This is a genomic window from Oceanococcus sp. HetDA_MAG_MS8, from assembly GCA_019192445.1.
Taxonomy (GTDB): Bacteria; Pseudomonadota; Gammaproteobacteria; order Nevskiales; family Oceanococcaceae; genus MS8.
Window position 1 is genome coordinate 1 of record JAHCMK010000007.1, and the last position, 25,122, is coordinate 25,122.

The window sequence follows — 25,122 nt, forward strand, 5'->3', positions numbered from 1 at the left end:
TGATTGCTCCGATCGCCATGGATGACGGCCTGCGTTTCGCGATTCGCGAAGGCGGCCGTACTGTTGGCGCTGGGGTTGTTGCAAAGATCATCGAATAAAGTCATAATAGCTGGCTAACGCGAGGGGCGCCCCAGGAGGCGCCCCTCTTTTTGGTTTCAAGGATTTATTCGATGGCTGCAATGAATCAGACGATTCGCATTCGCCTAAAGGCCTTCGATCACCGCCTGATCGATCGGTCAGTGCGCGAGATCGTAGAGACGGCGAAGCGGACCGGGGCAATGGTTAAGGGGCCGATTCCCCTGCCTACGCGTCGGGAGCGTTTCACGGTGTTGATCTCACCGCATGTGAACAAGGATGCGCGGGATCAGTATGAGATCCGCACGCACAAGCGTCTGCTCGACATCATTGAGCCGACGGACAAGACGGTAGATGCGTTGTCCAAATTGGACCTCGCTGCTGGCGTCGACGTGCAAATTCGCCTGCAGTAACTGCAGGCAGGCGGCCGGATGTTCCGGCCGTGTATTTGGAACTGTTTGAACTACCGCCGGCTGACGGCGGCAAGCAAAGAGGCTTTTAAAAATGTCAACTGCAATGGTCGCGCGCAAGTGCGGCATGACGCGTGTCTTCCTCGAGACTGGCGAATCTGTTCCGGTCACCGTGTTGGAAGTGCTTCCGAATCGCGTCACCGCGATTAAGTCTGCTGACGCGGATGGGTACTCTGCTGTGCAGGTCACCACGGGCACGAAGAAGGCGTCGCACCTGAGCAAGCCAGAAGAGGGCTTGTTCAAGAAAACCGGCGTGGCCCCTGGCCGCGGTCTGTGGGAAGTTGGTGCGGCCCCAGAGGGGCTTGAAGTTGGTGCCGAGTTGACGGTGACCCAGTTCGAAGAGAATAGCTTGGTCGATGTGGTTGGCACGTCGATCGGTAAGGGCTTCGCGGGTACCATCAAGCGGCATAACTTCCGTGGTCAACGTCAAACTCACGGTAACTCGCTGTCGCATCGCGTTCCCGGTTCTATCGGGCAAAACCAAACCCCTGGTCGGGTGTTTCCTGGTAAGAAAATGTCGGGCCATATGGGTGCGGCGCGCGTAACGACGCAAAATTTGCGCGTGGTCAAGGTCGACGCTGAGCGTAATCTGCTTTTGGTGAAAGGCGCTGTGCCTGGTTCCAAGGGTGGTGACGTTATTGTGCGTCCGGCTGTTAAGGCCTAAGGGGGAAATCCATGGAACTTTCGATGCACATTGGTGAAGGCGCCGTTCAAGTTAACGACGCTGTCTTTGCTGCTGACTTTAGCGAGGGCCTGGTCCACCAGATCGTCACCGCTTACTTGGCGGGTGGTCGCGCCGGCACGAAGACTACTAAGAACCGCTCCGCGGTTGCTGGTGGTGGTCGTAAGCCCTGGCGGCAGAAGGGTACCGGACGCGCTCGTGCTGGCACCATCCGTTCGCCGATCTGGCGCGGTGGTGGTCATACTTTCGCGTTCGTGAACCGCGACCACAGCCAGAAGGTCAACAAAAAGATGTACCGCGCAGGCATGCGCAGCATCCTGTCCGAGCTGAACCGTTCCGGCCGCCTGCGCGTCGTGCCTGAAATTAATCTGCCAGAAGCGAAAACCAAAGCTGTGCAGGCGTGGTTGGGCGGCGTGGCAGAGGGTCGCACCCTCGTTGTTGATGTTGCTTTGAGCCGCGAGCTGGCCTTGGGTGGGCGCAACATTCCTCACTTGGCTCTGACGACGGTCGATGCGATGGATCCGGTATCGCTGGTTGGTGCCGATACTGTCGTGATCACGCAGCACGCTGCTGCGGCGCTTTCGGAGAAATACGCATGACAACACTCACTGCTGAGAAGGCATTGACGGTGCTGCGTGCGCCGTTAGTGACTGAGAAAAGCTCGCGGTTGGCCGAGGGCGACAACGTCGTTGCCTTTGAGGTCGCTGCGGATGCCACCAAACCTCAAGTCCGTCGCGCTGTGGAGACCCTCTTCGGGGTGTCTGTGTCTGCGGTGACCACTGTGAAGGTTAAGGGCAAGGTAAAACGCTTCGGCCGTCGTATGGGGCGTCGGAGTGACTGGAAGAAGGCCTACGTCACCTTGGCGGAAGGCCAGACCATCGACTTTACCGCCGGCATCGGCGGCAAAGCCTAAGGAGAATAACGATGGCCACGCAAAAGGCTCGTCCGACTTCCGCTGGTCGCCGCCACGTAGTTCGCGTCCTGCGTCCGGAGTTGCACAAAGGTGCTCCGCATGCGGCGCTGACTGAGGCGCAGTCCAAAAGCGGTGGGCGTAACAATAACGGCCGTATTACCACGCGTCACCGCGGTGGTGGTCACAAGTCCAAATATCGGATCATCGACTTCCGGCGCAACAAGGACGCAGTACCTGCTGTAGTTGAGCGCTTGGAGTACGATCCCAACCGCACCGCGCATATTGCGCTGTTGAAGTACGCGGATGGTGAGCGGCGCTATATCATCGCGCCTAAAGGCCTGAAGGCCGGCGCTGCTGTGCAAAGCGGTGCGACGGCCCCTATTGCTGCTGGTAACTGCATGCCGCTGGCAAATATGCCAGTTGGTACCACGGTTCATTGCATCGAGCTGAAGCCTGGCAAGGGTGCGCAATTGGCGCGCAGCGCCGGTGCGTCAGTTCAGCTTGTCGCTCGTGAGGGCGGTTTTGCCACGCTACGTTTGCGTAGTGGCGAGATGCGCAAGGTGCACGCCGAATGCCGGGCCACCATCGGTGAGGTCGGAAACGGTGAGCACAGCCTGGAGTCTCTGGGTAAGGCGGGCGCGAAGCGCTGGCGCGGTATTCGTCCCACCGTTCGCGGTGTTGCGATGAACCCGGTTGATCACCCGCATGGTGGTGGTGAAGGCCGTACCTCTGGTGGCCGCCATCCGGTGAGCCCCTGGGCGATGCCGACCAAGGGTTATCGCACGCGTAGTAACAAGCGCACAGACAAGATGATCGTTCGCGATCGTCGTCGGAAGTAAGGGTTAAACGATGCCACGTTCCATTAAAAAAGGGCCCTTCGTCGAAGTCAGCCTGTTGAAGAAGGTCGAAGAGGCACAGTCCGCTCGGGTGAAGCGCCCGATTAAGACTTGGTCGCGTCGGTCCATGGTTACGCCTGACATGGTTGGTCTGACAATCTCCGTGCACAACGGTCGTCAGCACATGCCGGTGTATGTCACTGAAAACATGGTCGGCCACAAGTTGGGCGAGTTTTCTCCCACCCGGACCTTTAAAGGTCATTCCGGCGACCGGAAGAAGTAGGAGTAGCGAGATGGCAACGACTGCAAAACACCGCTACGCACGGATCTCGGCGCAGAAAGTCCGCCTGGTTGCAGACCAGGTACGGGGGCTTCCTGTTGAGAGTGCCATTAATTTGCTGGCGTTCAGTCCTAAGAAGGGGGCGGCGCTGGTGAAGAAGGTTCTCGAATCCGCCGTGGCGAATGCGGAAAACAATGATGGCGCCGACATTGACGAGCTGAAGGTCAGTGAAATCTTTGTGGATGAAGCGCCGTCTATGAAGCGAATCAAGCCGCGGGCCAAGGGTCGCGCCGACCGTATCACCAAGCGGCTGAGCCACATCACCGTGCGCGTGGCAGAGGTTTAATCATGGGTCAAAAAGTACATCCAGTTGGTTTCCGTTTAGGCATCAGCGCTGAGCATAGTTCGCGCTGGTACGCAGAGCGGTCTAAGTATCGTGAGAACGTAGAAGCTGACTTCCGCGTGCGTGAAATGCTACGTAAGCGTTTGAAGAACGCCTCTGTTAGCCGCATCCAGATTGAGCGTCTGGCTGGCGCTGTAGCCATCACCATCCACACCGCAAGGCCGGGGATTGTGATTGGTAAGAAGGGTGAGGACATCGATCGCTTACGTGCTGAACTGGCGCAAATGGTTGCCATGCCGGTCAAGGTCAATGTGGAAGAGATTCGCAAGCCGGAGCTCGATGCCTACTTGGTCGCTGAAAGCGTTGCGCAGCAGTTGGAGCGTCGGATTATGTTCCGTCGAGCCATGCGCCGCGCGGTGAGCAATGCTATGCGCCTTGGCGCGGGCGGTATCAAAATTCAGGTCAGCGGTCGTTTGAACGGTGCCGAAATTGCGCGTACGGAGTGGTACCGCGAAGGTCGGGTTCCACTGCATACCTTGCGCGCTGACGTGGACTACGGCACGGCTGAGGCCTCGACCACCTACGGGATTATCGGTGTGAAGGTTTGGCTCTTTAAGGGCGAGGTCTTCGCAACTGCAGATGACCGCAACACAGCGGCAGCCTAAGGAGTAACGAGTCATGATGCAGCCAAAGCGGATGAAGTTCCGCAAGCAGCAAAAAGGTCGCAACCGCGGGCTGGCCCAGAACGGTAACAGTGTGGCCTTCGGTGAGTTTGGCTTGAAGGCAACCGGCCGCGGTCGTATCACCGCGCGCCAGATTGAGGCCGCCCGTCGCGCGATGACCCGTCACGTGAAGCGTGGTGGGAAAATCTGGATCCGTATCTTTCCAGATAAGCCAATCAGCAAAAAGCCTATCGAAGTTCGGATGGGTAAGGGTAAAGGGAACGTTGAGTACTGGGTGAGTCAGATTCAACCAGGAAAGATGCTCTACGAAATGGAAGGTGTGCCGGAAGAAGTGGCGCGCGAAGCCTTTCGCTTGGCCGCCGCCAAGCTGCCCGTTGCAACCACCTTTGTTAATCGGACGGTGATGTGATGGAACTGGATAGCCTCAAAGCGCTTGATCCAGCAGGTCTGCGCAAAGAAATCATCGACTTGCGTCGTGAGCAGATGAATCTTCGTCTGCAACTGGCGACAGGTCAGTCGAATAAGACGCATCGTCTTCGTGACGTTCGTCGTGGAATCGCACGCTGCAAGACTTTGCTGCGCGCCCAGGAACAACAATCATGAGTGAGCAGGAAAAGCAAAGCCCCCGGCTTGTTGGTCGTGTTTCCAGCGATAAGATGGATAAGACCATCACTGTCGTTGTCGAACGTCGGATGCGTCACCCTCTCTACGGTAAGTTCATTACCCGGAGCCGCAAGGTGCACGCCCACGACGAAAGCAACGAGTGCAAAGTTGGCGATACCGTCATGGTGGAGCAGTGCCGCCCGCTGAGTCGTAGCAAATCGTGGCGCTTGGTTAACGTGGTCGAGCGTGCGCCTGTGCTGGGAGGTGTGAAGTGATTCAGACTGAGAGCTACCTGCAAGCTGCAGACAACAGCGGTGCTAAAACCGTGCAGTGCATCAAGGTGCTGGGTGGTTCACACCGTCGCTATGCTGGCATTGGTGATGTCATCAAGGTCAGCGTGAAGGATGCGATCCCCCGCGGCAAGGTCAAGAAAGGCGATGTCTACAACGCTGTTGTGGTGCGGACTGCGCATGGCGTACGTCGCCCCGATGGCTCTTTGATTAAGTTCGATGGCAATGCCGCTGTCTTGCTGAATGCAAAGCTTGAGCCGATCGGCACTCGTATTTTTGGCCCCGTGACCCGGGAATTGCGTGAAAAGTACATGCGCATCATTTCGCTGGCGCCGGAGGTACTCTAAATGAACCGTTTGCGTACTGGTGACGATGTCATCGTTACAACCGGTCGTGACCGTGGTCGCCGCGGTACTGTCACTGCGATCCGCAAAGATGGTCGCGTCATCGTTGAAGGTTTGAACCTGGTGAAGAAGCACCAGAAGCCAAACCCAAACGCTGGTGTTGCCGGTGGCATCGTCGAGGTTGAGGCGCCGATCAATGCGTCCAACGTCATGCTCTACAACCCCAAGACAGAAAAAGGCGACCGAGTCTCCTTCCGTGAAGTCGAAGGCCGCAAGCAGCGCGTCTATCGTTCCACGGGCGACGTGGTCGGCAGCTGAGGGGCGGATTAGAAATGTCAAATTATCAAACGCTTTATAACGAAAAGCTGCGTCCGCAATTGCAGGAGCAGCTTGGCGTGTCCCCAATGGCTGTGCCGCGTATTACTAAAGTGACCTTGAACATGGGGCTTGGTGATGCAGTTACGGATAAGAAGATTATCCAGCACGCTGTTGGCGATATGACCAAGATCGCTGGTCAGAAGCCTGTTGTGACGATGAGTCGCAAGTCGGTTGCTGGCTTTAAGATCCGTGACGGTTGGCCCATCGGCTGCAAGGTGACCCTGCGCCGCGAGCGTATGTACGAGTTCCTCGAGCGTCTAGTTACGGTTGCGTTGCCGCGTATTCGTGACTTCCGGGGCATTAACCCCAAGTCTTTCGACGGGCAGGGTAACTACAGCTTCGGCGTGACGGAGCAAATTATCTTTCCGGAAATCGATTACGACAAAATCGACAAGTTGCGTGGCATGGATATCACCATCACCACGACGGCTCGCACGGACGAAGAAGGTCGGGCGTTGCTGGATGCTTTCCAGTTCCCCTTCCGGAAGTAAGGACCTAATTGAGTTATGGCTAAAAAAAGTATGGTTGCGCGTGAGAACAAGCGCAGCAAACTTGTTGCCCGCATGGCCGCCAAGCGTGCTGCCCTTAAGGCAACGATCAACAATCCGGACACACCTTTTGACGAGCGTTACGCAGCTGTGCAGGCGTTGGCGAAATTGCCACGCGATAGCAGCCCCGTTCGGCAGCAGACGCGTTGCGCCATCACTGGTCGTCCGCACGCCGTCTACAAGCGTTTTGGCTTGTGCCGCAATAAGGTCCGTGAACTCGCCATGAAAGGTGAGCTCCCCGGATTGACTCTTTCCAGCTGGTAATACAGGGGATATCGGTAACATGAGTATGACTGATCCCGTCGCGGATATGCTCACGCGTATTCGTAACGCACAACGCACCCATGCCAAGTCGGTCGTGATTCCAGCGTCTACGCTGAAGAAGTCGATCTTGGACGTTCTTGTCGATGAAGGCTACGTCGGCGGTGTTCGCGAGCAGGGTGAAGGTGCCCGTCGCGAGCTGGTGGTGGACCTACGTTATTTTGAAGGTAAGCCGGTTATTGAGGAGCTGCGCCGGGTGTCAAAGCCGTCGCTGCGCGTCTTCAAAAGCTGCAAGGACCTGCCAAGCGTGCTTGGTGGATTAGGCGTGGCGATCATTTCGACTTCCAAGGGCGTGGTCGCAGATCGTAAGGCGCGCGAACTCGGGCAGGGCGGTGAAGTGCTCTGCGTCGTGTCCTAAGGAGGCTATGTAATGTCTCGTGTCGCGAAAAAAGAGATTGAGCTGCCCGCTGGCGTTGAAGTCAAGGCGGACGGTCGCACCGTACGGGTTAAAGGGTCCAAGGGCGAGCTCAGCATGCAGTTGCACCCCGAGGTCACCTTAGAGCAGGAAGACAAGATTCTACGTCTGGTCCCGCTGGAGAGTGCGAAGACCTATGCACAGGCCGGTACGGCGAGGGCGCTGATTGCCAACATGGTTCACGGTGTGAGCCAGGGTTTCGAGCGCAAGCTGGAGTTGGTTGGTGTGGGTTACCGCGCGCAGGCCAAGGGTAAGGTTTTGGGTCTGAGTTTGGGCTTCTCCCATCCTGTGGACTATCAGCTCCCTGAAGGTGTGTCTGCCGAAACGCCGAGTCAGACGGAAATCGTCCTCAAGGGCGCAGATAAGCAAGTCCTCGGGCAGACGGCTGCAGAGATCCGCGCATGGCGTCCGCCTGAGCCTTACAAGGGCAAAGGGATTAAATACGCTGGCGAGATCATTCGTCGCAAAGAAGCTAAGAAGAAGTAGGTCCTGTCATGAACAAGAAACAAACGCGCCTGCGGCGCGCGCGTCGGACGCGGGCCCGCATTTTCGAATCTGGTTCCATTCGTCTGACGATTTTCCGGACACCGCGCCACATCTACGCCCAGGTCATCTCGGCCGATGGCGATCAGACCTTGGCCAGCGCTTCAACCGTAGAAAAGGATTTCCGCGGCGGCGCTACTGGAAACGTCGATGCTGCCAAGAAAATTGGTTCATTGATTGCTGAGCGGGCTAAAGCCGCTGGCGTCGAACAAGTGGCCTTTGACCGGGCCGGTTTCAAATACCACGGTCGCGTTCAGGCGCTGGCCGAGGCCGCGCGCGAAGCCGGCCTCAAGTTCTAATTATTGGAAAGGTTCAACATGGCTCGTACGGATACAGACAACGGCGATCTTATTGAAAAGCTCGTTGGCATCAACCGTGTTGCCAAGGTCGTCAAGGGTGGCCGCCAGTTTGGCTTCACCGCGTTGACGGTTGTTGGAGACGGTAATGGTCGCGTGGGCTTCGGGTACGGCAAGGCGCGTGAGGTGCCTGCCGCAATCCAGAAAGCCATGGAGCGTGCTCGCAAAAACATGGTGACGGTGCACCTCAAAGGCGACACCATTCACCACCGCGTGGTTGGAACCCATGGCGCCACTCAGGTGCTCATGCGTCCCGCGTCTTCAGGTACTGGCGTTATTGCTGGTGGTGCGATGCGCGCAGTTCTTGAAGCTGCAGGCGTTTCGAACGTTCTGGCCAAGTCTTATGGCTCACGTAACCCGCTCAATATTGTGCGGGCGACGATCAACGCACTGGGCTCGGTACACGATCCTGAATACATTGCCGCCAAGCGTGGCAAAGCCGTGTCCGACATCGTCGGCGGCGCGGCCTAAGAGTTTGGAGTAAACCAATGGCTGATAAACAAGTGCGCCTCACCCTGGTGCGCAGCCTGAATAAACGGTTGCAATCGCATAAAGCCTGCGCTCATGGTTTGGGCCTGCGCAAGATGCACCAAAGTGTTGTTCGTGAAGCCACCCCCGAGAACATGGGGATGGTCAACAAAATCTCCTACATGCTTAAAGTGGAGTCGGTCTGATGAAACTGAATGACCTTTCTCCGGCCGACGGTGCCCGCGTTGTTGCTAAGCGCGTTGGTCGTGGCCCGGGTTCAGGCCTGGGTAAGACCAGCGGCCGTGGTGTTAAGGGCCAGAAAGCGCGTAGTGGCGGTTATCACAAGGTCGGCTTTGAAGGCGGCCAGATGCCAATCTACCGCCGCTTGCCCAAACGTGGTTTCACCAGCGCCATGCGCGACCTTCGTGCTGAAGTGGGGACTGCTAAGCTTGCGCGCTTCTCCGGCGAGACTGTCGATATCGCTGCACTGAAGGCAGCAGGTTTGGTTCCTGGCCACGCCGAGATTGTCAAAATCATCAAAAATGGTGAGCTTGATGTTGCGGTGACTGTATCTGGCATTGCTGCGACTGCTGGTGCGAAGGCACAGATCGAAGCGGCGGGCGGTAAGGTCGAATAATGGCCAAGGGCAATGCCACTGCCGCGATGCCTGACTTCGGGCGCTTGCAGGACTTGCGCAACCGCATTTTGTTTGTGCTTGGCGCATTACTGGTCTTTAGAATCGGAACCTTTATTCCAGTTCCTGGTATCGATCCGGTTCAGTTAGAGGCTTTGTTCGAGCAACAAAGCGGTACCATCCTCGATTTAGGGGTGATGTTTACCGGTGGTGCCCTAGAGCGCTTGTCGATCTTTGCCTTGGGGATCATGCCCTACATCTCCGCGTCCATCATCATGCAATTGATGACGGCGGTGACGCCTTCGCTCAAAGAGCTGCGTAAAGAAGGCGAGTCTGGGCGTCGCAAAATTACCAAGTACACGCGTTACGGCACATTGGCTTTGGCGACCTTCCAAGCGGTTGGCGCTTCGGTTGCTTTGCAGTCGAATAACATTGCCATCGCGCCTGGGCCTGGGTTTGTGTTCACCGCGACGGTCTCCCTGGTGACGGGGACGATGTTTCTCATGTGGCTCGGGGAGCAAATCTCGGAGCGTGGCATCGGGAATGGCATCTCACTCCTCATTTTCACCAGTATCGTGGCTGGGCTCCCATCAGCTCTGGGCGGCACCGCTCAGATGGTGTCGGATGGGTCTATCCAGGGTTGGCAGCTACTCGCCATTGCGGCCTTCACGCTCGGAGTGACGGCACTTGTGGTGTACGTGGAGCGTGCTCAACGGCGGATTCCTATCCACTACGCACGCCGTCAGCAGGGGCGCCGGGTGTATGCGGCCCCGTCGCAGCACATGCCGCTGAAATTGAACATGGCCGGTGTTATCCCGCCCATCTTCGCCAGCAGCCTCATCCTGTTCCCGGCCTCAATGGTGCGGTTTTTCGGGGAAGAGGGCGGTGGTCTTGTGCAAACGGTAGCGAATACCTTGTCGCCAGGTCAGCCACTGTACGTGTTGCTGTACGCCATGCTCATTGTGTTCTTTTGCTTCTTCTACACCGCTATCGTCTTTGACAGCAAAGACACAGCGGACAACTTGAAGCGTTCGAATGCTTATGTGCCTGGAGTTCGCCCCGGGCGTTCTACGGCACAATATATCGACAAGGTACTGACGCGGTTGACTGTGGTAGGCGCAGCCTATATCACCGCCGTGTGTTTGCTACCGGAGTTTTTAATTTTGGGCTGGAATGTGCCGTTCTATTTCGGTGGCACATCCTTGCTGATCATCGTGGTGGTGGTCATGGACTTTATGGCGCAGCTACAGGCGCACATGATGTCCCATCAATATGATGGCCTTCTGAAAAAGGCCAACCTCAAAGGCAACGGTCGTACCAGCGCGGTACGGTCCTGAGTGTTAGGAGTACGACGTGAAAGTTCGCGCCTCGGTTAAGAAAATGTGCCGTAACTGCAAAGTGGTCCGCCGTAATGGTGTGGTCCGTGTGATCTGCAGCTCGGATGCCCGGCACAAGCAGCGTCAGGGCTGACTTGATTTCTGCTTAGCGTAAAAGCTAAAATTCGCGGTTTTCCCGCACCTCGTTACTGTTTTCGGAGAATAATTCATGGCTCGTATCGCGGGCATCAACGTGCCGGCCAATAAGCATTCCGTTATCGCACTGCAAGCGATCTATGGTGTGGGCCCTACGCGGGCGAAGGCCATTTGCGCAGGTGCAGGTGTGGAACCGGCACGGAAGATCAAAGAACTCTCGGATGGCGAAGTCGAATCTTTGCGTACCGAGGTGGCTAAATACATCGTCGAGGGTGATCTTCGGCGGGAAGTCTCAATGAACATCAAACGCCTGATGGACCTGGGTTGCTATCGCGGCTTACGCCATCGGCGGGGTTTGCCTCTGCGCGGCCAGCGTACGCGGACCAATGCGCGTACCCGTAAAGGGCCACGGCGTCCCATCAAGCGTTAATTCGGAATTTAAGAACTCATGGCTCAAGCAAAACCGGCGCGCGGCGCACGCAAGCGCGTCCGCAAAAACATCGCCGAAGGTATTGCGCACATTCACGCGACCTTTAACAACACTATCGTGATGATCACGGACCGCCAGGGCAACGCGCTCAGCTGGGCGACTAGCGGTGGCAGTGGTTTCAAGGGCTCTCGTAAGAGCACTCCATTTGCGGCTCAGATGGCTGCTGAAAAGGCCGGCGTTGCCGCCCAGGAACATGGGGTGAAGAACCTGGAAGTGCGCGTAAAAGGCCCCGGTCCCGGCCGAGAGTCTGCTGTGCGCTCGCTGAATGCTGTGGGTTTCCGGATTACCAACATCACAGATGTGACCCCCATCCCGCACAATGGCTGCCGCCCACCTAAGCGGCGTCGGGTCTAAGGAATTACACGATGGCGAAATATACTGGTCCTAAGTGCAAACAGTCCCGTCGCGTTGGCACGGATCTGTTCCTCAAAAGCCGTGGTCGTGGTCTGGATGGCAAGTGCCGGCTAGACACTCCACCCGGTCAACATGGTGCTGCAGCGAAGCGGTCCAAGTCTTCTGACTACAAGCTACAGCTTCAAGAAAAGCAAAAGCTGCGTTATATCTACGGTGTGTTGGAGCGTCAGTTCCGTAACTACTACCGTCGTGCTGCTCAGCAAAAAGGCTCAACGGGCGAGATCCTGCTGCAACAATTAGAGCGGCGCTTAGACAACGTGGTGTACCGCATGGGCTTTGCCGCTACTCGCGCTGAAGCACGTCAGCTGGTCTCGCACAAGGCGATTTCGGTCAATGGCCAAACCGTCAACATTGCGTCCTATCAAGTGTCGCCCGAGGATGTGGTGGCAGTGCGCGAGAAGTCTCGTGCCCAAATTCGCATCCAAGACGCCATGAATGTTGCCCAACAGGTGGGTATCAAGGAATGGCTGCAAGTGGACGACAAGAAATTTGAAGGCATTTTCAAACGTGTTCCAGATCGGGACGAGTTTTTAGAAGATGTAAACGAAAACCTCGTCGTCGAGCTTTACTCCAAGTAATCGGCGAAGGAGAGAGAAACAAACATGGTTGGTGTTGCTGAACTGCTGGTTCCCAAAGTTAGTGCCATTGAGGAAGTGGGTCCCCACCGCGGGCGTATCGTCCTCGAGCCTCTCGAGCGTGGCTTTGGCCACACCCTGGGCAATGCGCTACGGCGCACCTTGCTGTCTTCCATTCCCGGCGCTGCGATTACTCAAGTAGAGATTGCTGGGGTCGTGCACGAGTACTCAGCCATTGATGGGGTGAAGGAGGACGTTCTCGATATCCTCCTCAACCTCAAGAACGTTGCTGTGGCCATGACTGCTCGTCAATCGGCGAAGTTACATCTGAAAAAGTCTGGTGAGGGCCCCGTTACTGCGGCTGACATCACTCTGGATCACGATGTAGAAGTCATGAACCCAGATTCGTACATTGCGACCCTAACTGGTGGATCCCTTGACATCGTCCTGACGGTATCGCGGGGGCGCGGCTACCAACCTGCGGCGAGTCGGGCGCATTTGTCCGAGGAAGAGGCAGACCTCGTGGGTGGTTTGCCCTTGGATGCCAGCTTCAGTCCTGTACGCCGTGTCAGCTACGCCGTTGAGGCGGCGCGTGTAGAGCAGCGGACCAACCTCGATAAGTTGGTTCTGGATGTCAGCACCAATGGCGGGATCAGCCCGGCAGATGCGGTGCGCGCAGCGGCGCGTATCCTTCATGAGCAACTTCAGGTCTTTGTTGGCTTGCAGCAGGAAGGTAACGCCGAGGAAGAGGAAACCGACAACATTAATCCTATGTTGCTGCGTCCCATCGAAGATTTGGAACTCACCGTACGCAGTGCAAACTGCCTCAAGGCAGAGAATATCCACTTCATCGGTGACCTCGTACGCCGCACTGAGGCCGACCTTCTTAAAACGCCGAACCTTGGTAAGAAGTCCCTCACGGAAATCAAAGATGTGCTCGCGTCCCACGATTTGGGCTTGGGCATGACCTTAGAAAATTGGCAAACGCCACAAACCGAGGCTTAAGGCCTCGGCGGATAAAGGAAACAAACCATGCGCCATCGCAATTCTGGACGTCAGTTGGGCCGCGAGAGTTCGCATCGCAAGGCCATGATGCAGAACCTCACCAACAGCCTGTTTGAGCATGAGCTGATCAAAACCACGCTGCCTCGCGCTAAAGAACTGCGCCGGGTGGCTGAGCCGTTGATCACACGTGCAGCAACGGATACCGTGGCCAACCGTCGCCTGGCGTTTTCCCGCCTGCGCAACAAGGACATGGTGGGCAAGCTGTTCACTGACCTTGGGCCCCGTTACAAAGAACGCCCCGGTGGCTATCTTCGTATTCTCAAGTGCGGTTTCCGTGCCGGGGACAACGCTCCCATGGCATACGTAGAGCTTGTTGGTCGCGACGAAGTTGCAGAGCAAACACCCAGCGCCGAGTAAATCTGGCGGCTGACGAAAAAAACCCCGCTTTACGCGGGGTTTTTTGTTTGTGTCAGACTGATGACCGCGTACAATATAAAGACGGGCACATGAGGTGTTCGAGGGGAGATTGAAGGGATTGTCCATGACACAACGCACGTTCATGCGCGGCAGCGGTTTGCTGTGCGCGGCTCTGTTTGCCACGCCAGCTTCAGCGCTACAGTTTGATCTGGATTTTTTTGGTCAGGAGTTGCAGGGGGTACTGAACACCTCCATGACGCTTGGCGCGGCCATGCGTATGCAGGATCGCAGCCAGGATCTCTTGGGCAAAGCCAATATCAACCCGCTGGCATGTGGTACCCAGAATGGCGTGAATGCCAACTCCTGTCAGGGCATTAATCAGAACGACCTAGGTCCCGGCATGGCCCTGGTGAACCAGACCGGCCAGTTTTCGACGAACTTCGATAATGGCAACTGGAACTACGATCGCTACGATCTCATTCAAGCCCCCTTTAAGCTGACCCAAGACGTCAATCTTGAGGGCGATAACTGGGGCATATTTGGGCGTTGGTTGTATTTTTACGATTTCGTCAACAACGACTTTGACGAGTTTCGACCGAACTATCTCGATTGTTCCGGGCCTGATCGAGCCGACTGCACGCCCCCGTCCGAAGCGGATGTCTTAGGTACGGGGCTCGATGCCGTTGGAGTGCTTCCAGGCAGTTATGGCTCTGGTTTGCCCACCAGCGTTCCGCGAACCAACGAAGAAGCCTTGCGCCAAGCGGGGACCGACCTGCAGATTCTGGATCTGTACTTCTACACCTACTTCGACTTACCAGGTGGTCGCGAGCTGTCCCTGAAACTCGGGCGTCAGTCGGTCTCTTGGGGGGAATCTACACTATTGGTGCTGGGGTCTTTGAACTCAGCCAACCCTGTAAACGCCAACAACTTCTTCCGGATCGGCTTCACCCCAGAAGAGGTGTTCATCCCGATCAATACCCTCTATGCGACCACAGGATTGACCGACAACCTGTCTATAGAGGCGTTTTACCAATTGGAATGGCAGCCCCTAGAGGCGCCCACTCCCGGAACCTTCTTTAGCTTTGCTGATCTTGGCACCAACGATGTTGTGGACCACTTCAATGTCTCCTTCGGCGGAGCCGCGGATGACCCCTACGGAATAGGGACTCCACTGAATAACCCCTTGGCGGCATTGACCGATTCCACCTTGACCTCCTACAGACGCAGTCGCGATCTGGAGGCCAGCGACAGTGGCCAGTTCGGTGTGAGCTTTAAGTACTACGCCGAAGACCTGAACAATGGGACGGACATCGGCTTCTATTTCATGAACTACCACTCGCGGCTGCCCTTTTTCAGCACCTATGCCACCGATTTAAGCTGCGCGCGGACCCATCCTAATGCCCCGGCCGGGCAGGGTGCGAATAGTGGCGTGGATGCCTTTAACCTCGCCAGCTTATTGTTGGCGTGTCCTAACCTGCCCCTCGCCGAAGATTTAGCGAATTTGGGCGGACTGGGAGAGGCCTTGCTGGACCCGCTGGGTGGCGGCATTGATGAGATTACGGGAGCGCTTGGTAGCATTATTCCTTTACCCGTGATCAGCAATGGGTTGCAGCTCATCGGCACCGGTGAGGTGACGGATGCCGTTCCTCTGGACACTTTGGATTTTGTTCTGGAGTATCCGGAGGACATTCGCATGTATGGCATGTCATTTAACACCGCCTTTGGCGATCTATCTCTGCAAGGTGAGTTCGCTTACCGGCCCAACCAGCCCGTGCAGGTGGACCCCGAAGATTTGGTGTTTTCGGGCTTTGGCCCTACGCTGACATCCTGTCACCGATCCTTACAAGGCGGTGCCACTCAAGTGGATGAAAATGCGGTCCCCTGTGGTGGCTTGATACCCGGTACCCAGGACCCTCTGAGTCAGTCCGGCCCGAACACCTTTAACCTGATCCCTCAGGTACCCGTGGTGTTGGGGCCCAACGGCAATGGTGGTGATGCGCCTTCTGTGCAACGCTCCTTCCCCAGTTTTATCACCAGTTATCGCGGGAACACCGTGGGCGAGAACGTCCCGAATAGCTACATTCGAGGCTTTGAGCGCATTCAAACGCTGCAGTTCACCTTGGGGGCAACCTATATCCTGGGCAACACCCAGAATCCCATTGGTGCTGACCAAGTCATTTTGTTGTTTGAGGCAGGCGCCAATCGCTTGCTGAACGCGCCGGCCAATCACGTGTTCCAGATCGAAGCTCCGGGCACTTACAGACATGCCTCCGCTGGTGTGGTCGACCCAGATTCTCTGGCGGCGGGGGATACCAACGCCTCACCAGAGCAGATCCGGCAAGAGGCCCCAGGTTGTTATCCGGGGATTTGCGTTGCGGGTGCGGATGGTTTGCGTTTTAACCCTCAGCAGGAAACCAACCAGTACACCACCCAGTCAGCCTGGGGCTATCGCCTGATTGGTATTGTGCGCTACGAGTCCGTCTTGCCGGGCATCTCCGTTCAGCCCTTCTTTATCCTTGGGCATGATGTGAACGGGATATCACCTGGACCGGGTGAGAACTTTGTTGAAGGGCGGAAATCCGCCTACTTGAACATCGAAACCCGTTACAAGAGCGCTTGGTCGTTTAATGCCGGCTATGGCTGGTATACCGGTGGCGGCGCCCAGAACCTGCTCCGAGATCGTGACTTCGCGCAGCTCTTCTTACGTTATCAGTTCTAAGCCAGCGCGAAGTTAGCCTCCAGTCAGCGAACACCCCCTGGTGGGGCCGGTCTTGTCCGGGCGTCGCCAGGAGGCACGACGATGCGAGAGCCTGAGATCAGTTCTGGATAGATGACCTGATGCAATGCGCTGCTAGAGCCCCCTCGCGGATGCCTGGCAGCTGCGTCGTTTCGCCGTGCTATAGCGGGTGCGTCCCCACCTGGGGGTCGTGCACTCGGGGCGCCGACGTCTTATGCGCCCGTCTAGGAAGACGAGTGGTCTGCTGCAGAGTCGTCCGGTGCGTAGCGGCTGAGTATGCGGGCGCCAACCGCGTCACCCCAGACGTTGACCACAGTGCGGCACATATCCAGCAAGCGATCTATGCCTAAGATGATGCCTACCGCAGCCATAGGCAGGGCAGCGACTGAGGGGCCTAAGCTTGCGTTCACGGCCTCCACAACAATCACCATGGTGACCAGGCCGGCGGAGGGGATGCCGGCGGCGCCCACAGCGGCCAGTGTGGCGGTAATGGCGACGATGATAAGTTGCTCAGGGCCTAAAGAGATGCCGTAGGCTTGGAATAAGAACACCACGGCGACTGCCTCATAGAGCGCTGTACCGTCCATATTGATGGTGGCCCCGAGCGGCAATACAAAGCGGCTGGAGCGCTTGGAGGCCCCGGCTGTCTGGGCGCATTCGATGGTCACGGGTAAGGTGGCAGAGCTTGAGTCGGTGCCAAAGGCGGTGAGCAGCGCGGGGCGCATGCCGCGAGCGAATTGCCAGGGAGAGGCTCCGCTGAAGCCGCGCAGTAGCAGCGGGAGGGTGACCAGGCCGTGGACGGCCAGACCAAGCAGTACAGCGAGCACATACCAGCTGAGTGGGCCAAACAAAGAGCCCAGTCCGATGCGTGCCACCGTCCAGGCCACCAGAGCCAGCACACCCAATGGGGCCAGAGCGAGAATCCAATCCACCAAGCGCATACTGGCAGCGAGCAAGGACTCAAACACTGCTACGAGTGGCTTGGCCCTGTCGCCGGTGGTAACCAGAGCGAGGCCGAGGAATATGGAAAACGCTATGACAGGGAGCAGCTGAAAGTTTGCGGCTGCGCCAAGGGGATTGGCGGGGACGAGCTGCGACAGCAGGTTTTGCGCCACCCGTCCCAGCCCACCCTGGCCGGTTTCCTCAATTCGCGTACGCTGGGTTTCGTTGGTTTGTGCATAACTACTTTCGCCGCTCTCAATCACAGCCAAACCTAAGCCGGTTCCCGTACCCTGCGGGTCGCCTGGTTGTAGCGTCGTGACGATGACCAAGCCGGTGACCACAGCGATGAACATGGTGCCGAAGTAGTAGAGTAAAGCGCGCCCTCCGAGGCGGCCCAGGTGCCGGGGATCACCAATGCTGCACACCCCAACGATAACGCTGGAGACGATCAGCGGGAGGAGCACCATCTTCAGGGCTCCCATAAAGATGGTGTTTCCGAGCAGAGAAAGTGGTGTGATCCAGGCGGCGGATACATTGCCGTCGTACCACCGGTAGAGGCCTTCGCCTAGCAAAGTGCCCAGTACCAATCCGCATAGAATGAATAGAGTCAGGCGGTGTCCAGACGCCATAGTGCATCGCTCCCAAGGTAGTCTTACAGATTAGCATTGCGGGCCGCATTGCACCGGCCAATGAACTGGAGGAGATTCGATGAGTCTGCAAAACAAAGTGTTGTTTATAACTGGCGCCTCAAGGGGAATTGGCTTGGCCATTGCCAAGCGCGCAGCGCGCGACGGCGCCAGAGTGGTGATTGCCGCGAAAACGGCCGAGCCCCACCCCAAGTTAGAGGGCACCATCTATACCGCGGCGGAGGAGGTGCGGGAAGCGGGTGGTGAGGCGCTTCCATTGATCTGCGACATTCGCTCCGAGGAGCAGGTGTTGGCAGCCGTCGCCAAAGCGGTGGAGACCTTCGGCGGCATAGACATTTGTGTCAACAATGCTAGCGCCATCAATTTGGGGGGCTCTGAAACCTTGGATATGAAGCGCTATGACCTCATGCACCAGATCAATGCGCGGGGAAGTTTTTTGGTGGCGCGTAGCTGCGTGCCCCACCTCAGACAGGCAGAGAACCCGCATGTTTTGAATTTGTCTCCACCCCTGGATTGGGACCTACAGTGGTTCGATAAACACCCCGCCTACAGTGTGGCTAAGTACAACATGAGCATTTATGCCTGGGCGATGGCGGCGGAGTTTCGCCGCGACGGTATTGCTTTCAATTGCCTGTGGCCGCGGACAACCATCGCCACGGCGGCTGTACGCAACCTCTTGGGGGGGGAGCAAATGGCGGCCGCGAGCCGTAAGCCGGAGATCATGGGGGATGCGGCCTGGCATATTCTCACCCAGTCGGCCCGCAGCACGACCGGGCAATTCTTCATTGATGACCTCGTCCTCAAAGAGGCAGGAGTGACCGACTTTGAGCAGTATGCGGTGACTCCCGGTGCTCAGTTGGTGCCCGATTTCTTCGTGCCTCAGTCAACACCGCCGCTGTAGCCAGCCTGCCATGCTCGGACGACACACCCGCGCAAAGCGAGTGGCGGGCTCCACGGCCTAGGTGCAATTCTGGGCGAACAACGTGATGTCTTTTATTAATTGCAAATAGCAATCATTATCATTAATATGAAGCCTGGTTTGTTGAGGAGAAGCTCTGATGTCCGGAGCGCGAGTTCGGGTCGGCTTCGAACAGGGTCGTCCGTGTTTACAAATTTTGGATGCCGATGCGCACAGTGTTCGCATGGCCTGGCGCGCTCCTGCCGCAGGCGAGGCCTTCGATCACATGGGGTTGCGCGATTTTTGTCGCGAATGCCTGTTGCAACAGGCGGTTACGCGGTGGTGGTCCGATGAATCCCGGTACCCTGCTGACGCCACCGGGCTGGGATCGTCTACGCCAGGAGCATCAACAATGCTGGGAGCGGCGCCATCTGGTGGTAGACGCCCTATCGGCGGCCGCCGCTGAGGGGGACCGTTCGGAAAACGCGGAGTACATCTACCGCAAAAAAGAATTGCGCGAACTCGACCGGCGCCTTCGTTACCTCGGGCGACTCATCGATACCGCGCAGGTGATTCGACAAGCTCCAGCGGACTGCTCCAAGGTGCGGTTTGCGGCCCATGTGCATATCCAAAGTGACCGCGGTGAGGATCGGCGCTTTCAACTGGTGAGCGACTATGAGGCCAACCCAGCCAAGGGCTTAGTGAATTGGCGAGCCCCATTGGCGCGGGCACTGATCGGCAAACAGGTTGACGATGAAGTGGAAGTGAGCTTGGATACGGAGCAGGGCATGCGGGTATGGACCATCCTGGCGGTGGACTATTCTGACCCAGAGCATGGCTCCTGAGCGGAGCTTCTGCGGTTTTCCGCGGCGCCCTACGACTCCTGAGGCGCTTGCGATATCCCCCATACCATGGCCATGGGGTGGTTGCGCATGCTGCGCGTTCCTCCCTGAGCAGGAGAAATGCCGACTCCGCGTGGGTTCAAGCCAAACCAGTGCGGTGCATTCGCAAGGAGGTTCTGCCCCTGGATAGGGGCAGCCTCATATGAGGGAATGACTACTTAGTGTCGGAAGTGCCGACGCCCGGTCAAGGCCATGGCGACTCCGGCGGCATCGGCGGCAGCGATGACGGCTTCGTCACGCATAGAGCCTCCGGGCTGGATAATCGTTTTGGCGCCAGCCTCTACGCCCGCAAGCATCGCGTCGGGGAAGGGGAAAAAGGCATCGGAGGCCATGATGCTGCCATCCAGAGATAAACCAGCACCCTCGGCTTTGCGCACGGCAATGCGCACGCTGTCCAGGCGACTCATCTGCCCCGCACCAATCGCCAGTGTGCGCCCGTCTTTGACGAACACGATGGCATTGCTCTTGACCATTTTGACCACAGACCACGCAAAGCGAAGGTCGGTGAGCTGTTCGGCTTCGATGGGCTGGGCGGTCACGCTGCGCACGTCTTTGTCTTGCAGACAAAGAGTGTCAGACTCCTGGACTAACATTCCTCCGCTGACACTGCGTAGGTCTAAGCGTGAGCTACGTGCCAAGGGTCCCCCAGTCGCGAGGGCACGCACATTCGGCTTCGAGGCGAGCACTTCTAGCGCTTGTGCGCTAAAAGCCGGAGCAATGAGCACTTCCAAGAATTGACGCTCGAGAATCGATTGCGCCAGCGCAGCATCCACCTCGTCATTCACGGCGATAATGCCGCCGAAGGCAGAGGTGGCGTCGCAGGCATAGGCGCGTTCATAGGCGCTACCGAGGTCAGCACCCAGCGCAACGCCGCAGGGGTTGGCGTGCTTGACGATGACACAGGCTGGGCCCTGGAATTCGTTCACGCAGGTCCAGGCGGCATCGGCATCGGCAATGTTGTTGTACGACAAGGCTTTGCCTTGCAGTAATTCAGCACCCGCTAAAGTCCCTGCAACGGGGCGTGCGTCGGCGTAAAAGCCGGCCGCCTGGTGAGGGTTCTCGCCGTAGCGCAGGGCCGTATGTAAGCGCCATTGACCGCCGATGTAAGGCCCTAGGGTACGTGCCTGCGGTGTGTTGTCATCGCAGCGGCCCATCCAGTCCACAATGGCGGCGTCGTAGGCTGCAGTATGCGCAAAGGCCTTGAGCGCCAAGCGCTGACGTAGGGCGAAGTCGGGTCCGCCTGCGTCAATCTCCCGCAGCAGCTCGGCGGCATCACTGGGGTCAACCAGGACGGTGACATCACGGTGATTCTTCGCGGCGGCGCGCAGCATGGCGGGGCCACCGATGTCGATATTTTCCACCGCAGTCGCATAGTCCGCATCGCCAGCGACGGTGGCGGCGAAGGGATACAAGTTCACGACCACGAGATCGATGGGCGTGATGTCTTCTTCGGCCAGTGTCTGCTCGTCCACCCCGCGGCGCGCCAAGATGCCGCCGTGAATGCGTGGGTGCAGAGTTTTGACCCGCCCACCCAAAATCTCTGGAGATCCAGTGTGTTCCGCAACTTCGCGGACTTCCAGTCCGGCGGCGCGCAATTGTTTCGCGGTACCACCGGAGCTGATGAGGGTGACCCCACGCGCGCTTAAGGAGCGGGCGAATTCTTCAATGCCCGTTTTGTCAGAAACCGAAATAAGGGCGGTTTGAATAGGACGCCGACCATGCAGGTCGCCACTGTCCGGGTGCGCGGTAATCATGGAGCAAGCTCAATCAAGAGGTGAGTAAAAGGTCAACAAGGTCGCCTTCGTCGTTATGCAGAGAGATTGTATTTCTGCAGCTTCTTACGCAGCGTGGCGCGGTTGATCCCCAAAATGGCGGAGGCTTTGGTGTTATTCCCTTCGCAATGGGCTAAGACAGCGCGCAGGAGGGGGCGCTCGAACTCTTCCATCAGCGTTTCGTACAAAGGGGCCGGTTGGGCGCCGTTGAGCGTGCGCAAGTAATCCTGCACGCAGGCTTCAACGTACTCACCAAGAGGTTGGTTCAGCGGCGGAGAGGCCGACTCAGACATAAGCGGGGATCGAGGCCGGGGCAACGAAGAACCGACGAATGATACCGGCCCCGCGCGAATTGTCTAGTCGCAATCCTTTAGTGTGCCCAGGAGTGCACACCATTGCCCTTGGACATATCGCGCAAACTGCAATTCCGGAAATGCGTCTTCCACCAGGGCTGCTTGGTCGTTGAGCAGCCCCGCCAAGAGCAGCTGGCCTTGGGGGTTGAGACAGCCCTGAAGGGTGGGGGCCAGCTCTACCAGGATGCCGGCCAGAATGTTGGCAATAACCAAGTCGTAGCGGCGCTGGGCGGCCTGTGCGCAGCTGACCACCGTAATGTTTTGGTGATTGGCTTGGGCATTGTTGCGGGTCGAGGTGTCGGCCTGCGGGTCAATATCGCAGGCGATGACCTCCGTGGCACCAGCCATAGCGCTGGCGATGGCAAGAATTCCAGAGCCACAGCCGTAATCCAGAACGGTGCGACCCTCTAAATTGTGCTGGCCTATCCATTCCAGGCATAGCGCCGTGCTGGGGTGGGTTCCCGTTCCAAAAGCGAGCCCTGGGTCCAGGCGCAGCGTGCGCCGCTGATCATTGGGAACCTCCGCGCCATGAGGCGCTACACGTAGCCATTGCCCAAAATCGATGGGCTGAAAATGGTCCAGCCACGCGCGCTCCCACACTTGCTCGGCCAGATCACCCCATTGCAGGCTGAGAATATAGGCCTCGCCGCCGAGGCGAAGCGAAGTCTCAACCTGCTCACGATCGACGTCGCCAGGGAACAAACCGGTCACACGCGTGTGCTGCCACAGTGGAGTTTGTCCCGGTGCCGGTTCCAGTACGGGATTGTCCTCAGCGTCGCTGAAGGTGACCGCCAAGGCCCCGCAGGCCTCGAGAATTTCGCTTAACGCTTCCGGTTGCGCGGTGCGCAGGTGCAGCTCGTGCCAATCACTCACTCTCGCGCCACTCCTCCATCCGCGCTTCTAGATGGTGGATCGACACCCCCCCTTCAACGAAGGCCGGATCGGCCAAAATACGTAGGTGGAGTTCACGGTTGTTTTTGACCCCCTCCAGGATGAGTTCCTCCAGGGCGCCGCGGGTGCGCGCCATGGCAATCTCGCGGCTGTCACCACTGACGATTAATTTGCCAATCATGGAGTCGTAGTGCGGCGGGACCCTGTAGCCGGCGTAAATATGCGAGTCAATTCGTACGCCGGGGCCGCCAGGTGCATGAAACTTGGTGATTTCACCAGGTGAGGGGGCAAAGCTCAAAGAGTCCTCGGCGTTCAGCCGACATTCAATTGCATGCCCCTGCCAACGGATGTCGTCCTGTTGGTAGGCCAGAGTTTGGCCATCGGCAATTTCAATCTGGGCGCGTACCAAGTCCACTCCCGTCACGGTTTCGGTCACGGGGTGCTCAACCTGGATACGGGTATTCATCTCAATGAAGTAAAACTGGCCCTCCTCGTACAAGAACTCGAAGGTCCCTGCGCCCACATAGTCAATGTCCTTGCAGGCCTTGACGCAAAGGGCTCCGATGCGCTGGCGCTGCTCCTCGGTAATGCCGGGAGCCGGCGACTCTTCCAGCACTTTTTGGTGACGCCTTTGCAGCGAACAATCGCGCTCCCCCAAATGAATGGCGTGGCCATGGGTGTCACATAAGACCTGGAATTCGATGTGCCGTGGTTTCGTAAGATATTTTTCCAGGAACACGGCTGGGTTACCAAAAGCATTAGCGGCCTCTTGCTGAGCGAGGCTCACAGCTTCGCGCAGCTGCTCAGGCCGATGCACCACATGCATTCCGCGGCCGCCGCCCCCAGCTGCAGCCTTCACGAGTACTGGATAGCCGATGCCAGCTGCCACCTCGTCCCATTCCTCGGGGTCTTCTCCCAGAGCGCCATCGGAACCAGGGACGCAGGGCACTCCAGCGGCAATCATGGCGGCTTTGGCCGCAGTCTTGTCGCCCATCAACGCGATGGTCTCAGCGCGGGGGCCGATGAAAATGAAGCCACTTTTAGTCACCGACTCGGCGAAATCTGCGTTCTCCGATAAGAATCCGAAGCCGGGGTGGATAGCGTCTGCACCGGTGACCTCGGCCGCCGCAATAATGGCCGGCATGTTGAGGTAGCTACGTGGCGCCTGCGCCGGGCCAATACACACTGCCTCGTCAGCGAGTAGTACATGTTTTTGGTCGCGGTCCGCCGTGGAGAAGACGGCGACGGTGCGAATGCCCATCTCGCGGCAGGCGCGCTGAATACGCAGCGCAATCTCGCCCCGGTTGGCAATCAGGACTTTGTTAATACGCTCCATTATTCGATAACGATTAGCGGTTGGTCGTACTCCACAGGCTGCTCGTTATCCACCAGCACCTCGCGCACCGTTCCAGAGCAGGGCGATTCGATTTGGTTCAGCATCTTCATGGCTTCGATGATGCACAGGGTCTGCCCGGCGGCCACGGTTTGTCCAACTTCCACAAAGGGTTTGGCGCCCGGCGCGGGCGAGCGGTAAAAGGTACCGACCATGGGTGCTTTGACCTCCGTGCCATTGTGGCTGGGAGCCGGTGCAGCCGTTGCTGGCTCTGCGGGCGCTGGTGCGGCGGCTGGGGTAGGAGCGGCCGGCGCTGCACTCCACTGAGCCGGGGCATTGGCTGAGAAGCGCGCAATGCGAATCGTCTCGTCATTGGTCGAGATTTCCAACTCTGCGACGTCAGAGTCTTCTACAACCTCAATCAGTTTTTTGATTTTGCGGATATCCATGCTTGCGGGTCTCGGTTTGGACGGCCTGTGAACAGCTTCAAGCGTTCTGGCTTAAATGGGTATGCGCGGCGGCCAGTGCGAACTGGTAGCCCTGTGGGCCCAAGCCGCAGATGACGCCTTGGGCAATATCAGACATATAAGACCTGTGGCGGAAACTCTCCCTGGCATGCACATTCGACAAATGCACTTCAATGAAGGGGATCGCCACGGCCAGTAATGCGTCGCGTAGGGCCACGCTGGTATGGGTAAAGGCGGCCGGATTGAAGAGGATGAACTCCACCGCATCATCAGCCGCTGCGTGTATGGCCTCGATTAGCTCGGCCTCGGAGTTGGACTGCAAGCATTCCAGCTCATGACCCAAGTCTTGGGCGGCGGCCACCAGTTGATCCTCGATATCGCCGAGGGTGAGGTGGCCGTAGATATCGGGCTCACGCTGACCTAATCGATTGAGATTGGGGCCATTGAGCAGCAGTATGCGTGACATCGGTGCGGGCAGAGTGAAGGACGCCTTTGCACTCTATCGGAGTCTGGACCCTAATGTCATCCTACCGTAGGATTTTGCGTACGTTCGCTGCAAGATTGCGTGCGTTAGCGGCGGTTTTATGGTGACTGTACTGGTGTTGATTGCAGGTCTTGTTCTTGC

General features: G+C 57.7%; 39 protein-coding genes. 32 read left to right on the forward strand and 7 right to left on the reverse strand.

The annotated features are described in order from the left end of the window. The 30 genes from KI787_12075 to KI787_12220 form a co-directional block, all read left to right on the forward strand. Positions 1–98: elongation factor Tu (locus KI787_12075; GenBank protein ID MBV6630690.1), on the forward strand; the 98-nt coding region annotated here is incomplete at its 5' end. Between the two features lie 81 nt (positions 99–179). After that, positions 180–488 (forward strand): 30S ribosomal protein S10, encoded by a 309-nt coding sequence (gene rpsJ, locus KI787_12080; GenBank protein ID MBV6630691.1) that lies wholly within the window; start codon positions 180–182, stop codon positions 486–488. Between the two features lie 91 nt (positions 489–579). Continuing rightward, complete coding sequence (gene rplC, locus KI787_12085) at positions 580–1,209, forward strand: 50S ribosomal protein L3 (GenBank protein MBV6630692.1); 630 nt, start codon at positions 580–582, stop codon at positions 1,207–1,209. Between the two features lie 11 nt (positions 1,210–1,220). Continuing rightward, positions 1,221–1,826, forward strand: coding sequence for a 50S ribosomal protein L4 (gene rplD, locus KI787_12090; GenBank protein MBV6630693.1), 606 nt, complete (start codon positions 1,221–1,223; stop codon positions 1,824–1,826). Next, complete coding sequence (rplW, locus tag KI787_12095) at positions 1,823–2,140, forward strand: 50S ribosomal protein L23 (protein ID MBV6630694.1); 318 nt, start codon at positions 1,823–1,825, stop codon at positions 2,138–2,140. Before rplD ends, rplW begins: the two co-directional genes overlap by 4 nt. An 11-nt stretch (positions 2,141–2,151) precedes the next feature. Further along, positions 2,152–2,979: a 50S ribosomal protein L2 gene (gene rplB / locus KI787_12100; GenBank protein MBV6630695.1), complete on the forward strand. Its 828-nt coding sequence runs from the start codon at positions 2,152–2,154 to the stop codon at positions 2,977–2,979. Positions 2,980–2,989: 10 nt separating this feature from the next. After that, the gene (rpsS, locus tag KI787_12105; GenBank protein ID MBV6630696.1) at positions 2,990–3,259 is read left to right on the forward strand and encodes a 30S ribosomal protein S19; all 270 of its coding nucleotides are present in this window, start codon (positions 2,990–2,992) and stop codon (positions 3,257–3,259) included. Between the two features lie 10 nt (positions 3,260–3,269). After that, positions 3,270–3,602, forward strand: a complete 333-nt coding sequence (rplV, locus tag KI787_12110; protein MBV6630697.1) for a 50S ribosomal protein L22 — start codon at positions 3,270–3,272, stop codon at positions 3,600–3,602. Between the two features lie 2 nt (positions 3,603–3,604). Beyond that, on the forward strand, positions 3,605–4,264 hold the full coding sequence (gene rpsC, locus KI787_12115) for a 30S ribosomal protein S3 (GenBank protein ID MBV6630698.1): 660 nt from the start codon (positions 3,605–3,607) through the stop codon (positions 4,262–4,264). 13 nt (positions 4,265–4,277) lie between these two features. Further along, a complete protein-coding gene (gene rplP / locus KI787_12120) occupies positions 4,278–4,691 on the forward strand; it encodes a 50S ribosomal protein L16 (GenBank protein MBV6630699.1) in 414 nt (137 codons plus the stop codon). Then, a complete protein-coding gene (gene rpmC / locus KI787_12125) occupies positions 4,691–4,885 on the forward strand; it encodes a 50S ribosomal protein L29 (protein ID MBV6630700.1) in 195 nt (64 codons plus the stop codon). The genes rplP and rpmC overlap by 1 nt, the downstream gene beginning before the upstream one ends. After that, positions 4,882–5,160 carry a 30S ribosomal protein S17 gene (gene rpsQ, locus KI787_12130; GenBank protein ID MBV6630701.1) on the forward strand — a complete coding sequence of 93 codons (279 nt, stop codon included), beginning with the start codon at positions 4,882–4,884 and terminating at the stop codon, positions 5,158–5,160. The genes rpmC and rpsQ overlap by 4 nt, the downstream gene beginning before the upstream one ends. Continuing rightward, on the forward strand, positions 5,157–5,522 hold the full coding sequence (rplN, locus tag KI787_12135; protein ID MBV6630702.1) for a 50S ribosomal protein L14: 366 nt from the start codon (positions 5,157–5,159) through the stop codon (positions 5,520–5,522). Before rpsQ ends, rplN begins: the two co-directional genes overlap by 4 nt. Next, a complete protein-coding gene (gene rplX, locus KI787_12140; protein MBV6630703.1) occupies positions 5,523–5,837 on the forward strand; it encodes a 50S ribosomal protein L24 in 315 nt (104 codons plus the stop codon). It begins immediately after the preceding gene. Positions 5,838–5,851: 14 nt separating this feature from the next. Beyond that, entirely contained in the window at positions 5,852–6,388 is a 537-nt protein-coding gene (gene rplE, locus KI787_12145; GenBank protein ID MBV6630704.1) for a 50S ribosomal protein L5, read from the forward strand. A gap of 15 nt (positions 6,389–6,403) precedes the next feature. Continuing rightward, a complete protein-coding gene (rpsN, locus tag KI787_12150) occupies positions 6,404–6,709 on the forward strand; it encodes a 30S ribosomal protein S14 (protein ID MBV6630705.1) in 306 nt (101 codons plus the stop codon). A 19-nt stretch (positions 6,710–6,728) separates the two neighbouring features. Continuing rightward, positions 6,729–7,124, forward strand: a complete 396-nt coding sequence (gene rpsH / locus KI787_12155; GenBank protein MBV6630706.1) for a 30S ribosomal protein S8 — start codon at positions 6,729–6,731, stop codon at positions 7,122–7,124. Positions 7,125–7,136: 12 nt separating this feature from the next. Continuing rightward, positions 7,137–7,667 (forward strand): 50S ribosomal protein L6, encoded by a 531-nt coding sequence (gene rplF, locus KI787_12160; protein MBV6630707.1) that lies wholly within the window; start codon positions 7,137–7,139, stop codon positions 7,665–7,667. Between the two features lie 8 nt (positions 7,668–7,675). After that, positions 7,676–8,023, forward strand: a complete 348-nt coding sequence (rplR, locus tag KI787_12165; GenBank protein ID MBV6630708.1) for a 50S ribosomal protein L18 — start codon at positions 7,676–7,678, stop codon at positions 8,021–8,023. A gap of 18 nt (positions 8,024–8,041) precedes the next feature. Beyond that, a complete protein-coding gene (gene rpsE / locus KI787_12170) occupies positions 8,042–8,551 on the forward strand; it encodes a 30S ribosomal protein S5 (GenBank protein ID MBV6630709.1) in 510 nt (169 codons plus the stop codon). Positions 8,552–8,568: 17 nt separating this feature from the next. Continuing rightward, positions 8,569–8,754: a 50S ribosomal protein L30 gene (gene rpmD / locus KI787_12175; protein ID MBV6630710.1), complete on the forward strand. Its 186-nt coding sequence runs from the start codon at positions 8,569–8,571 to the stop codon at positions 8,752–8,754. After that, entirely contained in the window at positions 8,754–9,185 is a 432-nt protein-coding gene (gene rplO, locus KI787_12180) for a 50S ribosomal protein L15 (protein ID MBV6630711.1), read from the forward strand. Before rpmD ends, rplO begins: the two co-directional genes overlap by 1 nt. After that, the gene (secY, locus tag KI787_12185) at positions 9,185–10,519 is read left to right on the forward strand and encodes a preprotein translocase subunit SecY (protein MBV6630712.1); all 1,335 of its coding nucleotides are present in this window, start codon (positions 9,185–9,187) and stop codon (positions 10,517–10,519) included. The genes rplO and secY overlap by 1 nt, the downstream gene beginning before the upstream one ends. A 16-nt stretch (positions 10,520–10,535) precedes the next feature. Continuing rightward, the gene (gene rpmJ, locus KI787_12190) at positions 10,536–10,652 is read left to right on the forward strand and encodes a 50S ribosomal protein L36 (protein MBV6630713.1); all 117 of its coding nucleotides are present in this window, start codon (positions 10,536–10,538) and stop codon (positions 10,650–10,652) included. A gap of 75 nt (positions 10,653–10,727) precedes the next feature. Further along, a complete protein-coding gene (gene rpsM / locus KI787_12195; GenBank protein ID MBV6630714.1) occupies positions 10,728–11,084 on the forward strand; it encodes a 30S ribosomal protein S13 in 357 nt (118 codons plus the stop codon). An 18-nt stretch (positions 11,085–11,102) separates the two neighbouring features. Further along, on the forward strand, positions 11,103–11,498 hold the full coding sequence (gene rpsK / locus KI787_12200; GenBank protein ID MBV6630715.1) for a 30S ribosomal protein S11: 396 nt from the start codon (positions 11,103–11,105) through the stop codon (positions 11,496–11,498). An 11-nt stretch (positions 11,499–11,509) separates the two neighbouring features. Beyond that, complete coding sequence (rpsD, locus tag KI787_12205) at positions 11,510–12,136, forward strand: 30S ribosomal protein S4 (protein ID MBV6630716.1); 627 nt, start codon at positions 11,510–11,512, stop codon at positions 12,134–12,136. Positions 12,137–12,160: 24 nt separating this feature from the next. Further along, positions 12,161–13,138, forward strand: coding sequence for a DNA-directed RNA polymerase subunit alpha (gene rpoA / locus KI787_12210; protein MBV6630717.1), 978 nt, complete (start codon positions 12,161–12,163; stop codon positions 13,136–13,138). Positions 13,139–13,165: 27 nt separating this feature from the next. Then, entirely contained in the window at positions 13,166–13,555 is a 390-nt protein-coding gene (rplQ, locus tag KI787_12215) for a 50S ribosomal protein L17 (GenBank protein MBV6630718.1), read from the forward strand. Between the two features lie 124 nt (positions 13,556–13,679). Then, a complete protein-coding gene (locus KI787_12220) occupies positions 13,680–16,274 on the forward strand; it encodes a DUF1302 family protein (GenBank protein MBV6630719.1) in 2,595 nt (864 codons plus the stop codon). A 242-nt stretch (positions 16,275–16,516) separates the two neighbouring features. On the opposite strand, the gene KI787_12225 is transcribed toward KI787_12220, so the two are convergent. Continuing rightward, on the reverse strand, positions 16,517–17,863 hold the full coding sequence (locus KI787_12225; protein MBV6630720.1) for a dicarboxylate/amino acid:cation symporter: 1,347 nt from the start codon (positions 17,861–17,863) through the stop codon (positions 16,517–16,519). Positions 17,864–17,942: 79 nt separating this feature from the next. Here KI787_12225 and KI787_12230 point away from each other — a divergent pair, with 79 nt between their 5' ends. Next, the gene (locus KI787_12230) at positions 17,943–18,782 is read left to right on the forward strand and encodes an NAD(P)-dependent oxidoreductase (protein ID MBV6630721.1); all 840 of its coding nucleotides are present in this window, start codon (positions 17,943–17,945) and stop codon (positions 18,780–18,782) included. Between the two features lie 347 nt (positions 18,783–19,129). After that, positions 19,130–19,624 carry a GreA/GreB family elongation factor gene (locus tag KI787_12235; protein MBV6630722.1) on the forward strand — a complete coding sequence of 165 codons (495 nt, stop codon included), beginning with the start codon at positions 19,130–19,132 and terminating at the stop codon, positions 19,622–19,624. Between the two features lie 215 nt (positions 19,625–19,839). Here KI787_12235 and purH read toward each other — a convergent pair whose 3' ends face one another. The 6 genes from purH to aroQ all read right to left on the reverse strand — a co-directional run bounded on the left by purH (position 19,840) and on the right by aroQ (position 24,963). Beyond that, the gene (purH, locus tag KI787_12240) at positions 19,840–21,435 is read right to left on the reverse strand and encodes a bifunctional phosphoribosylaminoimidazolecarboxamide formyltransferase/IMP cyclohydrolase (GenBank protein MBV6630723.1); all 1,596 of its coding nucleotides are present in this window, start codon (positions 21,433–21,435) and stop codon (positions 19,840–19,842) included. A 53-nt stretch (positions 21,436–21,488) separates the two neighbouring features. Then, positions 21,489–21,746, reverse strand: coding sequence for a Fis family transcriptional regulator (locus tag KI787_12245; protein MBV6630724.1), 258 nt, complete (start codon positions 21,744–21,746; stop codon positions 21,489–21,491). 63 nt (positions 21,747–21,809) lie between these two features. Next, positions 21,810–22,679, reverse strand: a complete 870-nt coding sequence (gene prmA / locus KI787_12250) for a 50S ribosomal protein L11 methyltransferase (GenBank protein MBV6630725.1) — start codon at positions 22,677–22,679, stop codon at positions 21,810–21,812. Next, positions 22,672–24,033 (reverse strand): acetyl-CoA carboxylase biotin carboxylase subunit, encoded by a 1,362-nt coding sequence (gene accC, locus KI787_12255; GenBank protein ID MBV6630726.1) that lies wholly within the window; start codon positions 24,031–24,033, stop codon positions 22,672–22,674. Before accC ends, prmA begins: the two co-directional genes overlap by 8 nt. After that, positions 24,033–24,479, reverse strand: coding sequence for an acetyl-CoA carboxylase biotin carboxyl carrier protein (locus KI787_12260; GenBank protein ID MBV6630727.1), 447 nt, complete (start codon positions 24,477–24,479; stop codon positions 24,033–24,035). The genes accC and KI787_12260 overlap by 1 nt, the downstream gene beginning before the upstream one ends. Positions 24,480–24,516: 37 nt before the next feature. Continuing rightward, positions 24,517–24,963: a type II 3-dehydroquinate dehydratase gene (gene aroQ, locus KI787_12265; protein ID MBV6630728.1), complete on the reverse strand. Its 447-nt coding sequence runs from the start codon at positions 24,961–24,963 to the stop codon at positions 24,517–24,519. Between the last annotated feature and the right edge of the window lie 159 nt (positions 24,964–25,122).

Coding starts and splice junctions, on each gene's coding strand:
- rplV (MBV6630697.1), top strand. CDS start 3,270: ATGGCAACGACTGCAAAACACCGCTACGCACGGATCTCGGCGCAGAAA.
- rpsM (MBV6630714.1), top strand. CDS start 10,728: ATGGCTCGTATCGCGGGCATCAACGTGCCGGCCAATAAGCATTCCGTT.
- rpsE (MBV6630709.1), top strand. CDS start 8,042: ATGGCTCGTACGGATACAGACAACGGCGATCTTATTGAAAAGCTCGTT.
- rplO (MBV6630711.1), top strand. CDS start 8,754: ATGAAACTGAATGACCTTTCTCCGGCCGACGGTGCCCGCGTTGTTGCT.
- accC (MBV6630726.1), bottom strand. CDS start 24,033: ATGGAGCGTATTAACAAAGTCCTGATTGCCAACCGGGGCGAGATTGCG.
- secY (MBV6630712.1), top strand. CDS start 9,185: ATGGCCAAGGGCAATGCCACTGCCGCGATGCCTGACTTCGGGCGCTTG.
- rpsC (MBV6630698.1), top strand. CDS start 3,605: ATGGGTCAAAAAGTACATCCAGTTGGTTTCCGTTTAGGCATCAGCGCT.
- rplC (MBV6630692.1), top strand. CDS start 580: ATGTCAACTGCAATGGTCGCGCGCAAGTGCGGCATGACGCGTGTCTTC.
- KI787_12245 (MBV6630724.1), bottom strand. CDS start 21,746: ATGTCTGAGTCGGCCTCTCCGCCGCTGAACCAACCTCTTGGTGAGTAC.
- rpsJ (MBV6630691.1), top strand. CDS start 180: ATGAATCAGACGATTCGCATTCGCCTAAAGGCCTTCGATCACCGCCTG.
- KI787_12230 (MBV6630721.1), top strand. CDS start 17,943: ATGAGTCTGCAAAACAAAGTGTTGTTTATAACTGGCGCCTCAAGGGGA.
- rpsS (MBV6630696.1), top strand. CDS start 2,990: ATGCCACGTTCCATTAAAAAAGGGCCCTTCGTCGAAGTCAGCCTGTTG.
- rpsH (MBV6630706.1), top strand. CDS start 6,729: ATGAGTATGACTGATCCCGTCGCGGATATGCTCACGCGTATTCGTAAC.
- KI787_12225 (MBV6630720.1), bottom strand. CDS start 17,863: ATGGCGTCTGGACACCGCCTGACTCTATTCATTCTATGCGGATTGGTA.
- rpsN (MBV6630705.1), top strand. CDS start 6,404: ATGGCTAAAAAAAGTATGGTTGCGCGTGAGAACAAGCGCAGCAAACTT.
- rpmC (MBV6630700.1), top strand. CDS start 4,691: ATGGAACTGGATAGCCTCAAAGCGCTTGATCCAGCAGGTCTGCGCAAA.
- aroQ (MBV6630728.1), bottom strand. CDS start 24,963: ATGTCACGCATACTGCTGCTCAATGGCCCCAATCTCAATCGATTAGGT.
- rpsK (MBV6630715.1), top strand. CDS start 11,103: ATGGCTCAAGCAAAACCGGCGCGCGGCGCACGCAAGCGCGTCCGCAAA.
- rplE (MBV6630704.1), top strand. CDS start 5,852: ATGTCAAATTATCAAACGCTTTATAACGAAAAGCTGCGTCCGCAATTG.
- rpoA (MBV6630717.1), top strand. CDS start 12,161: ATGGTTGGTGTTGCTGAACTGCTGGTTCCCAAAGTTAGTGCCATTGAG.
- rpsD (MBV6630716.1), top strand. CDS start 11,510: ATGGCGAAATATACTGGTCCTAAGTGCAAACAGTCCCGTCGCGTTGGC.
- rplF (MBV6630707.1), top strand. CDS start 7,137: ATGTCTCGTGTCGCGAAAAAAGAGATTGAGCTGCCCGCTGGCGTTGAA.
- rplD (MBV6630693.1), top strand. CDS start 1,221: ATGGAACTTTCGATGCACATTGGTGAAGGCGCCGTTCAAGTTAACGAC.
- rplP (MBV6630699.1), top strand. CDS start 4,278: ATGATGCAGCCAAAGCGGATGAAGTTCCGCAAGCAGCAAAAAGGTCGC.
- rplW (MBV6630694.1), top strand. CDS start 1,823: ATGACAACACTCACTGCTGAGAAGGCATTGACGGTGCTGCGTGCGCCG.
- rplR (MBV6630708.1), top strand. CDS start 7,676: ATGAACAAGAAACAAACGCGCCTGCGGCGCGCGCGTCGGACGCGGGCC.
- purH (MBV6630723.1), bottom strand. CDS start 21,435: ATGATTACCGCGCACCCGGACAGTGGCGACCTGCATGGTCGGCGTCCT.
- KI787_12220 (MBV6630719.1), top strand. CDS start 13,680: ATGACACAACGCACGTTCATGCGCGGCAGCGGTTTGCTGTGCGCGGCT.
- rpmD (MBV6630710.1), top strand. CDS start 8,569: ATGGCTGATAAACAAGTGCGCCTCACCCTGGTGCGCAGCCTGAATAAA.
- rplX (MBV6630703.1), top strand. CDS start 5,523: ATGAACCGTTTGCGTACTGGTGACGATGTCATCGTTACAACCGGTCGT.
- rplQ (MBV6630718.1), top strand. CDS start 13,166: ATGCGCCATCGCAATTCTGGACGTCAGTTGGGCCGCGAGAGTTCGCAT.
- rpsQ (MBV6630701.1), top strand. CDS start 4,882: ATGAGTGAGCAGGAAAAGCAAAGCCCCCGGCTTGTTGGTCGTGTTTCC.
- KI787_12260 (MBV6630727.1), bottom strand. CDS start 24,479: ATGGATATCCGCAAAATCAAAAAACTGATTGAGGTTGTAGAAGACTCT.
- rplB (MBV6630695.1), top strand. CDS start 2,152: ATGGCCACGCAAAAGGCTCGTCCGACTTCCGCTGGTCGCCGCCACGTA.
- KI787_12235 (MBV6630722.1), top strand. CDS start 19,130: ATGAATCCCGGTACCCTGCTGACGCCACCGGGCTGGGATCGTCTACGC.